The sequence below is a fragment of the Actinosynnema sp. NPDC059797 genome (assembly GCF_042732085.1).
GTDB lineage: Bacteria > Actinomycetota > Actinomycetes > Mycobacteriales > Pseudonocardiaceae > Actinosynnema.
The window spans coordinates 1-8,822 of record NZ_JBHWIE010000299.1 but is presented as its reverse complement, the minus strand read 5'-3'; the positions used below and the strand labels follow the sequence as shown (position 1 = coordinate 8,822).

The window sequence follows — 8,822 nt, the reverse complement described above, 5'->3', positions numbered from 1 at the left end:
CCCACGATACTGTCCCGCGGTAGTTGCCATCGGCCCTGCCAGCCGTCGCGACGGCGGGTCCGGGCGACCGCCGAGACCAGTTCCACCGCGGTGCCCAGCCGGTCGGCGAGCACGGCGGCGACCCGCGCGGGGTCGGCGGTCAGGCGGCCGGTGCGGTCGCGCACCACCACATCGGACACCGCCCACAGCACACACTGCCCACCTGGTGCCTCCGCTGCGGGTGCCTGCGTCACGGGCGCCGTGCACGGTCGGGCCGCGACGGTGACCGCGCCGTACTCGCCGCGCCGCCGCGCTCCCCACCGGGCCGGGCCCGAGAGCAGTTCCCACGCATCGCCGGGCACCGACGCCAGCAGCGACTCGCGCACCAGCACCCGGCCGCGCAGCCGGGTCCCGGCTGGGATCGCCTCCACCTCGAACACCCCTGTCGCCGAAGTCGGCCGCTGGGTGTCCGGGTCGACCGCGTTGTGCATCACCCGCAGCAACGGCACCGTGGCGAGCGTGATCCGCCCGTCGACGACCGTGCCGGTGGTGTAGTAGCCCCGCACCTGCCTGCTTCCGGCGGGCGGACCACCCTCGTGTTCCCTGCCGGGGACCGCGGCGTCGGCGGCATAGGTGTCGGAGGGTTCGGTGCCGGAAGGTGTGGGTTCGGCGGGTGGAGCGGCGAGGTGGAAAAGGTGCTCGTCGTCGCGCGAGGCGTACAGCGACAGCGGCGCGGGCACTCCCCGCTGGCCGGCCACCTCCGGGAACGCGTTGCGCACGATCAGCGCCCGGTGCCAGATCCCGGTGTCGACCACCGCCTGTCCCCAGCGCTGCGCCAGCCACGGCACCAGCAGGCTTCCGGGCACATGATCCAGGCTGCGCACGATGTTGCCCGCAGCCTGGACCGGTACCCGCAACGGCCGGTTCACCGTCACCACCAACTCCGCCGCCATCCAGCCACCCGAGGGCCGCTGCACGACCGCCGCCCCGGCGCCGGTCTCCGCCGGGCACCGGGTCTGGGCGGGTTCGGGGGGACAGAACCCGGAGTCGGCCAGCCACCGCGCCCACACCGCCGGATCGTGCCCGCCGACGGTGATCGCGACCCGGCCCAGGCCTCGGCGGCGGTCCGCGCCGACCTGCGTGCACCACGCGGCGCCCGACACCAACAGCGCCGTCACCGCCGTGCGCGCGTCGGCGCTCTGCGGCATCGGTTCCAGGGTGAGCTGTGCGTGCAGGTCCAATCCCGCACGGGCCACCTGGACCATCCGCAGCGCCGCGTCCACCGCCCGTCCGGTGGCCTGGTCGATCGCCACACCCACCCGCCGCGTCACCAGACTGTCCGCGGCATCGGCGGCCAGCACCGCATCTCGGACCTCGCCGGCCAGACGGGCGGGTCCCAGGCCGAGCAGCGCCGGATGCAACCGGTCACCGTCGCGGCCGCCCGGCAGGTCCGGCGCGGTGCCGAACACCCGGGTGTGCCAGCGCTGCCACACCCCGTCGGGGGCGCCATCGTCCAGCGCGAGGGCCACCACCCAGCACGCCTCGCGCAGCACCCCGGTCAACGACGTGCCCGGCAGATACGGCAACCCGTCGCCGTCGCGGCGCACCACCGCGTCCAGATCACCCGGCACACCCCGCCCGGTGCCCACCCGCCAGTCCGACAGCGTGCGCACCAGCACCGGCTCGACCGCGGCCAGCGCGGCGGGCGCGACCTTCACGCGGACACCCCCGTCACCGCGAACTCCGCCAGCTCCAGCAGATCCAGCACCGGAGCCGGTCCCGGTTGCGACAACGCCGCCACCAACGCGCGGTCCCGCGACGTGGCGGCGCGCCGCCGCCACTGCTCCACCCGGCGCGCCGCCCGCACCGGGTCGGTGCGCAACTCCCCGCGCAGCGCGTGCAGCTGGCTGCGCGTCACCACCCGACCCTCACCGCCACCGTTCGGTGCCTCCCGCACCAGTTCGGCGTGCTCGGTCAACCACCGCCAGTCCCGCCCGGGCGGGACCGGCGCTCCTCCGGTAGCGGGCAGCAGGAACGGCCGTCGGGTGGCCGACGCCCACCCCCGCCCGTCCCACACCTCGTAGCCGGCGCGGATCGCCGCCAGGTCAGCCACGGAGCTGTCCAGCAGCACGTGTACGTCCAATCCGTGACACCCCGGATGCACGGCCGCCACCCGCTTCGCGCCGCGGCACAACTCGTCGGCCAATTCGTAGGCCATGGAGAACGGGAAAAGCGGCTTCACCACCGCCACCCCCGCCGACACCGTCAACCCACCCATCCGCGAGCCACCCGACCCTGACATGCCTGAATCCGACATGTCCGAGCCCGGGACGTGCGAGGTCGGGCCGTCCGGCAGTGCGGCGGCGGACACCGCGGAAATCAGCGGGTCACCCGCCGACCGCGTCCCGAACGCGGCCAGGTAGTGCTGGGCGAACGCGGCCGCATACCGCCCGTCGACCAACACGGTCAGGTCGTCCCCGCCGACCACCAACGGCACCACCGGCAGATCCCGCCTGCGCCCCACCAGACCCGCCACCACCGCGACCGCCTCGCCGAACGCCTCGTCCGCGCACCGCTGCACCGCCGCGCTCAACGCCCCCAACGACCGGTCCCCCGCGAAGCCGCCCAACGCCGCCAACGCTTCCGGCGCCCGCTGGAACACCCGCCCCAACCGATTGGCGTCCGCGTGCACCACCCCTACCCACTCCACACTCTCGAGCAGGTCACCGGTGTCCACCAACCCCAATCCCACGCCCGCCGCAGTGGACTCCAACACCCGTGCCATCCGCGTGTGCGCCGCCCACCGCGCCCGCCGTTTCGCCACCACCGACACCGACAACGGCACCGGCCGCTCCCCGGCCGGGAACCGTCCGTCCGCGCCGCGCACCCCGTCGGAGAACCAGCCCGCCGCGGGCAGGTCCGTCGACGTGCACGCCGCCACCACCGGCAGGCGCGGCCACCGAGCCCCCACACCCGGACAGCGGTCCACGTGCCTATGCCACAGCCGGCGCACCGCCACGAGCTCCGCCGCCGTCGGCTCGTCCCCTGCGATCGGCATGTGCACCCCGACCACCGACAACCCGGGCGCCTCACGCGCCGCGAACCCCGACACCGCGCGCACCAGCTCCCGCGCCTGCTCCTCGGAGTCCACCACCACCAGCGCCGATCCCGACGAGGACGACACCACCCGCCCATCGCCCAGATGCCGGCGCACCACCGACGTGGTCGCCTCCGAGATCAGGTACGACGCGCCCACCGCCTCCCGTAATCGGTTGCCCGCGAACACGTACGCCTGATTCCCGGCCGTCGCCACCAGCACCAGCCGCACACAACCCCCCGAGATCGACACCGTCACCGGACGAATCGTCCGGATGCCCTGACCGGTTACACCACCACCCGATCGGAAAGTGACTTACCCTCGCAAAGTTTTTTGTCCCGACATGCGCACAGCCGACTCGGCACGGCTGCGATGGCTCCAGACCTTCCCGCACCACCGCCGCCCAGGCCGTGTCGATCGCGGGAGAACCTGCGACGACCGGGACCGCGCTCCCGGCCACACCGATCGGCGTGGCAGGCTCCGACACAGGACGGATGCATGCGCTCGGCTTCCCGTCCGGCGCCGAGCGCAGGCCGGCACCCCGGGTGGCCGGCATGCCGGCCACCCGGATCGATTATCTTCCGGTGGATCGTGAAATATGTTGTGTCATGTGCACCCGGCGGAGTCGGGCGGGAAACAAGAGCGGATCATATGATTGTGCTCAAAGAAATCGAGTCCCGCGTGCACGCCAACGGAGGCCTGGCCGTTTGTACCCTGGGCGAACTCAGAGACCTGGCGGACAAGGACAAACTCGGCGTCTATGTGCTGCGTACCGCGGCGAAGAAGCTCGACGGAGTCGGACTCGCGTTCTACCCCGCGCCGACCGAACCGTTCCGTCAGCACCACGAGGTACGCGTGTACCGCAGAGACAGTCCGTTGGGTGCATTGGTCCAGGCCGTGACCGAGCCCACCGAGCGAGGCGACGAACTGCTCCGCGCCACCGCCAAGAACCACTACGCCACTGTCATCGACAAGATCAGGGAACTGGTCAGGCCACAGCAGCCTCTCGCGTAGCGTCCGCGAACGGCATGCGGGTCTCCGCATGATGCCCCTGGTGTCCGTCTCGGGACGGATGCGCTACCACCCGATGCACAAGACCTGGTACCGCAGGGCGCCGAGTGCCAATCGGTAGCGCGGATTTCCGGGCGTACTGCATGGTAGGGCAGTTCGGTGCGGTATCCGGTACTGCGGCACCAGGAGGCCCGATTGTGGCCGGGCGCGGGCGGAGCCACAACGTTCATGGGTGGGGTCGCTGCGGTGAAGGGATTCGTGGTGGTCGACCGGGACCGGTGTAAGGGCTTCACCTGGACGGCTGTTGGTCGACCTGGCGCGCACAGTGGTGCGAGAGCACCTGCTGTGCCGCCTGCACGTCGTCCGACTGAGCCGCAACTGGGCCTGGAACCTCGAAGCCAGCCGGTGTCCGCCACCGAGGCCCATCGGCGCGGACAAGTGGGTGGGCTACGTAGCGGGTGGAGTGCCATGGTCCCATCCGGGCAGTCTGCACGACCCCGAGAGCATGCCCCGACTCGTGGACCCCAACGGCCCTATGCGCGTCTACCGGCTGCGGCATCGAGGGCTGCACCCGGCGCCCCAGCTCCGAGGGGCAGCGCTCGGGGCGCTGCGCCCCACGGGTGACCCCACATCCACCGAATCCGTGCGGTCGAGCACACTGAAACCCACTGCGACATCCGTCCTGGGATGGAGTGCGATCCATCGGTCGGGTGAAGTCGGTCGACACCGACCGGTGCGGTAGCACCATAGTGCGACGCTGGGCCTTTCAGCCGATGAGGTTGCGAGAGGTGGCCTTCAGTGACCGCATCCGAACCACGGCAGGCCGAGGACGCCACTCCGGGCATCCACGACTACGAGCCCGTCGGCGTCGTCAACTCCGTCTCGGGCAGCGCGGGCACGGTCGTACAAGCCGGCACCGTGCACCTGCACGCCGTACCGACGCTGCCTGCACCGGTGGTGCCACGACAACTGCCCGCCGCGCCGGGCCTGTTCGCCGGACGGGTCGAGGCACTTCACACGCTTGACCGCGCACTGATCGTCACCCCGCCACACAGGCCGGGCATGGCCAGGCGAGAGTCGGCTTGCGGTGACCTGTCCGCCGCCGCACCGGCTGTGGGTGCGACGGTGCTGGTCTCGGCGATCGGTGGTACCGGCGGCGTCGGCAAGACCTGGCTCGCCTTGACTTGGGCACACCGCAACCTTGATCGCTTCCCCGACGGACAACTGTTCGTCGACCTGCACGGCTTCAGCCCCGCGGGCGAGCCGGTGGAGCCGGCGGTGGCGGTGCGCGGGTTCCTCGACGCCTTCGGCGTGGACTCCGGCAGGATTCCGACCGACCTGGGCGCGCAGGCCGCTCTCTACCGGAGCCTGGTCGCCGGGCGGCGGATGCTGATCGTGCTGGACAACGCCGCCACCAGCGAGCAGATCGTGCCTCTGCTGCCCGGCAGCCCGACCTGCACCGTCCTGGTCACCAGCCGCCACAGGCTCGCCTCGCTGATCGACCGGTACGGCGCGCGGCACCTGCCTCTCGATGTCCTGGATCGCGGTGAGGCCCGAGCCCTGTTGACCGACCGCCTGGGCGCCGACCGCGTCGCCGTCGCCCCTGATGTCGTGGACGAGTTGATCGGGCTGTGCGGGGGCCACCCGTTGGCATTGGCGATCACCGCCCGCACCGCGGACGCCCGCAGCGGCACCCCGCTGACCGAGGTCGCCACAGAATTGCGTGAACTCGGGTTGGAGATGCTCGACCACGACACCGACCCCGCCGCCAGCCTGCCCACCGTGCTCTCCTGGTCCCTGCGCCGGCTCACCGACACCCAGCGCACCGTGTTCGCCCTGCTCGGCATCGCCCCCGGCGTCGACACCACCCCGCACGCCGCCGCCGTGCTCACCGGCCTGCCCCCGGCCCGCGCCCGCCGGGTCCTGTCCGCGTTGGAGGACGCCTCCCTGGTGGAACGGCGGCTGGGCGGTCGGTACGCGATGCATGACCTGGTCCGCCACTACGCCGCCGTCACCGCCCGCGCCGGCCTATGCGACAGCGTGAGGGAAGCGGCTCTGACACGAGTGGTCGACTTTCACGCACACACCGCTTCTGCCGCCGACCGACTGCTGAACCCCCACCGCCAACTCCTGCGACCCGACCCGCCCGCATCCGGCGTCCACCCACACCCGCTGTCCGACGCCACGGCCGCGATGACCTGGCTGGAAGCCGAGCACGCCACTCTGCTGGCCACCCAACGCGCCGCCGGCGTCCTCGGTCGTCACCACGTCGTATGGCATCTGGCCTGGGCGCTGAACACCTTCCACCTCCGGCGGGGCCACCGACGCGACGCGCTCACCGCGTGGCGGCCGCGCTGGACGCCGCCATCCACCTGCCCGATCCCGCCACCCATATCCGCACCCACCGAAACCTCGGCAACGCCTACTCCCGGCTGGACCTGTACGAGGAAGCCGTCGGGCACCTAGATCAAGCCCTCCACCTGGCTGTTCAGCACCGTGAGGTCACCGAACAGGCACACACCCACCAAGTACTCGCGCTCGTCTGGAAACGACGCGGAGACGATCGACATGCCTTGGGCCATGCCCGACACGCCCTCGATCTGCACCGCACCTTCGACCGACCAGTGTGGAAAGCCGACGCCCTCAACGTGGTCGGCTGGTGCGCCGCGCGCTTGGGTGACTTCGACACCGCCCGCGAGCACTGCCACGCCGCCCTCGCCCTCAACCGACATCACCACAACCCCAACGGTGAGGCGGCTGCCCTGGACAGCCTAGGGTTCATCGCGGAACGTCTCGGCGACCACGAGCAAGCCGTTGGTCACTACTACGAGGCCCTTGTCCTGCGCCGCACCCTCGGCTACTCCTACCAGGTCGCCGAAACCCTCGACAATCTCGGCCGTACCCATGCTGTCCTCGGACGACACGATCAGGCTTGTGCGGCGTGGCTGGAAGCACTGGAACTGTATCGGGAACTAGGCCGCACCATCGACGCTGAACGCGTCCAGCGGAAACTCGATGATGTGGACACCTTCACCGCCACCGGCCCGAACGGTGCCTGAACGCCGACCTCGACCAGGCGATCGTCGCTGCAGCGCCAGGCCGAGGCGGCGATATCCACCGGGATAGCCAGGCCGCTGGAATCGACGACGATAATGGAGCGCGGCGCCGAGAGCGGGACCGCCTGGCGATGGCCGACGTGGTCAGTCGGTCGGGTGAATGGACCAGGATGACGCGGCGGGTGCAGGCCTGCATGTTTCCGGCGTCGTGAAGGTGGCTGAACTCCTGGTCGACGTCGCAGGATTCGATCCCCACGAGGGAGGTGGTGGATCGGTGTATCCGGTCCGTGTCGGCGGCCACACCGTCGTCGGGCAACCGGTCGACCCTGGTGTTGGCTGCCGGTCGTACTGGACGACGCCATCACCGAACAGGTCGACCCTCCGCTACTGCCCGGTTCGCCGACCTGCATCGTGTTGATCACCGACCGGCACGGTGCTCACCACCTTCCCCGAGGCCCCACATGGGTCAGGAGATCCGGCTCCCGAGGGTTGTACCGGCTGGCAGTGCCGTCACCTCACCGGAAAGTCCTGCGGTCCCGTGGTAGGTGACGCGGTGTCAGCTGCGCTCAGGAAGCAACTCTGCCAGTACCGCTTGCACGATCGGTGATCCGTGCCAGCAAGAGTACGCGCGTCCGTCGGGAAGATGTTCCAGGCCGTGCCGTCGGTAGAGAGCGTGCGCGCGGGACGTTGCCGTGTGCTCGTTTTCGGGGTCGATCAGTCCGAGGCGGCGAGCGGTCGCCAGGTGCAGTTCGACTCCTCCCAGTGAAGCGAAGTGCAGGTACAGGTCCCCTTCGACCGCGCCCTTGATCACGGCCACGGTGAACACGTCGGCGAACCGGTCCCGCAGGTCGTCCTCATCCCCCATCGGTGTCCTCATGGTCAAGATCGAGGCCCACCATCGGCAGCCAGCTCGTGGAACCGATGCGGCTGCGGCTGCGGCTCCCTCGCAAGGCCGCGGCCGAGCGCGCGCTGGAGCTGCTGCGGCAGGTCGAGATCACCGACCCGCGACGGGTCTTCGACGCCTACCCGCACCAGATCTCCGGCGGCATGGCGCAGCGGGTGCTCATCGCCGGCGCGATGAGCTGCGACCCGAGGCTGCTGATCGCCGACGAGCCGACCACCGCGCTCGACGTCACCGTGCAGGCCGAGGTGCTCGAACTGCTGCGCCGCCTGCAAGCCGAGCGCGGCCTGGGCGTGCTGCTGGTGACGCACAACCTCGGCGTCGTCGCGGACCTCTGCGACCGCGTCGCGGTCATGAACGCGGGTCGCATCGTGGAAACCGGCGTCACCCGGCAGGTCCTCGCGAACCCGCGGCACCCGTACACCCGAACCCTGATCGACGCCGTGCTCGACGACGTCCCCGCCAGGCCCGCGTGGGTCGCGCCCCGAGCCGATGGCACGGAGGTCCCGGCATGAGCAACGTGTCACCCGAGCCGTCGACCACCGCGCCGCCCCCACCCGGACCGCGGGTCCTGGACGTCCGCGACCTGCGGGTGTCCTTCCCCGGGAGGGGGTGGCGCGCGCCGCGCGTGGACGTCCTGCACGGCGTGTCGCTCGACATCCGCCCCGGCGAGACCGTGGGCCTGGTCGGCGAGTCCGGGTCCGGCAAGACGACGATCGGACGGGCCGTCCTCGGCCTCACCCCCGTGCAGGGCGGGGAGGTCGAGTTCCTCGGTGAG

8 protein-coding genes and 1 pseudogene are annotated in these 8,822 nt (G+C 71.2%); 5 read left to right on the top strand and 4 right to left on the bottom strand.

Translation table 11 applies throughout. The annotated features are described in order from the left end of the window. Both ACFV4N_RS35010 and ACFV4N_RS35005 read right to left on the bottom strand, forming a co-directional pair. A partial coding sequence (locus ACFV4N_RS35010) for an RAMP superfamily CRISPR-associated protein (RefSeq protein ID WP_499676946.1) occupies nucleotides 1–1,697 on the bottom strand: 1,697 nt, incomplete at its 3' end. Continuing rightward, nucleotides 1,694–3,334 carry a hypothetical protein gene (locus tag ACFV4N_RS35005; protein ID WP_499676945.1) on the bottom strand — a complete coding sequence of 547 codons (1,641 nt, stop codon included), beginning with the start codon at nucleotides 3,332–3,334 and terminating at the stop codon, nucleotides 1,694–1,696. The genes ACFV4N_RS35005 and ACFV4N_RS35010, both read right to left, overlap by 4 nt. A gap of 399 nt (nucleotides 3,335–3,733) precedes the next feature. On the opposite strand from ACFV4N_RS35005, the gene ACFV4N_RS35000 reads away from it, so the two are divergent. Next, entirely contained in the window at nucleotides 3,734–4,090 is a 357-nt protein-coding gene (locus ACFV4N_RS35000; RefSeq protein ID WP_499676944.1) for a hypothetical protein, read from the top strand. Nucleotides 4,091–6,117: 2,027 nt separating this feature from the next. Continuing rightward, nucleotides 6,118–6,537: pseudogene (locus tag ACFV4N_RS34995) on the top strand (hypothetical protein); the annotation flags it as partial. 12 nt (nucleotides 6,538–6,549) lie between these two features. On the opposite strand, the gene ACFV4N_RS34990 reads toward ACFV4N_RS34995, so the two are convergent. Further along, nucleotides 6,550–6,825 (bottom strand): hypothetical protein, encoded by a 276-nt coding sequence (locus tag ACFV4N_RS34990; protein ID WP_499676943.1) that lies wholly within the window; start codon nucleotides 6,823–6,825, stop codon nucleotides 6,550–6,552. On the opposite strand from ACFV4N_RS34990, the gene ACFV4N_RS34985 reads away from it, so the two are divergent. Further along, nucleotides 6,712–7,146, top strand: coding sequence for a tetratricopeptide repeat protein (locus ACFV4N_RS34985; protein WP_499676948.1), 435 nt, complete (start codon nucleotides 6,712–6,714; stop codon nucleotides 7,144–7,146). The genes ACFV4N_RS34990 and ACFV4N_RS34985 overlap by 114 nt on opposite strands. Before the next feature lie 553 nt (nucleotides 7,147–7,699). Here ACFV4N_RS34985 and ACFV4N_RS34980 read toward each other — a convergent pair. Beyond that, nucleotides 7,700–8,008, bottom strand: a complete 309-nt coding sequence (locus ACFV4N_RS34980; protein WP_499676942.1) for a hypothetical protein — start codon at nucleotides 8,006–8,008, stop codon at nucleotides 7,700–7,702. 56 nt (nucleotides 8,009–8,064) lie between these two features. On the opposite strand from ACFV4N_RS34980, the gene ACFV4N_RS34975 reads away from it, so the two are divergent. Both ACFV4N_RS34975 and ACFV4N_RS34970 read left to right on the top strand, forming a co-directional pair. After that, nucleotides 8,065–8,559, top strand: coding sequence for an ATP-binding cassette domain-containing protein (locus ACFV4N_RS34975; protein WP_499676947.1), 495 nt, complete (start codon nucleotides 8,065–8,067; stop codon nucleotides 8,557–8,559). Further along, the coding region (locus ACFV4N_RS34970; protein ID WP_499676941.1) for an ATP-binding cassette domain-containing protein at nucleotides 8,556–8,822 on the top strand (267 nt) is incomplete at its 3' end. The genes ACFV4N_RS34975 and ACFV4N_RS34970, both read left to right, overlap by 4 nt.

Coding starts and splice junctions, on each gene's coding strand:
- ACFV4N_RS34980 (WP_499676942.1), bottom strand. CDS start 8,008: ATGGGGGATGAGGACGACCTGCGGGACCGGTTCGCCGACGTGTTCACC.
- ACFV4N_RS34975 (WP_499676947.1), top strand. CDS start 8,065: ATGCGGCTGCGGCTGCGGCTCCCTCGCAAGGCCGCGGCCGAGCGCGCG.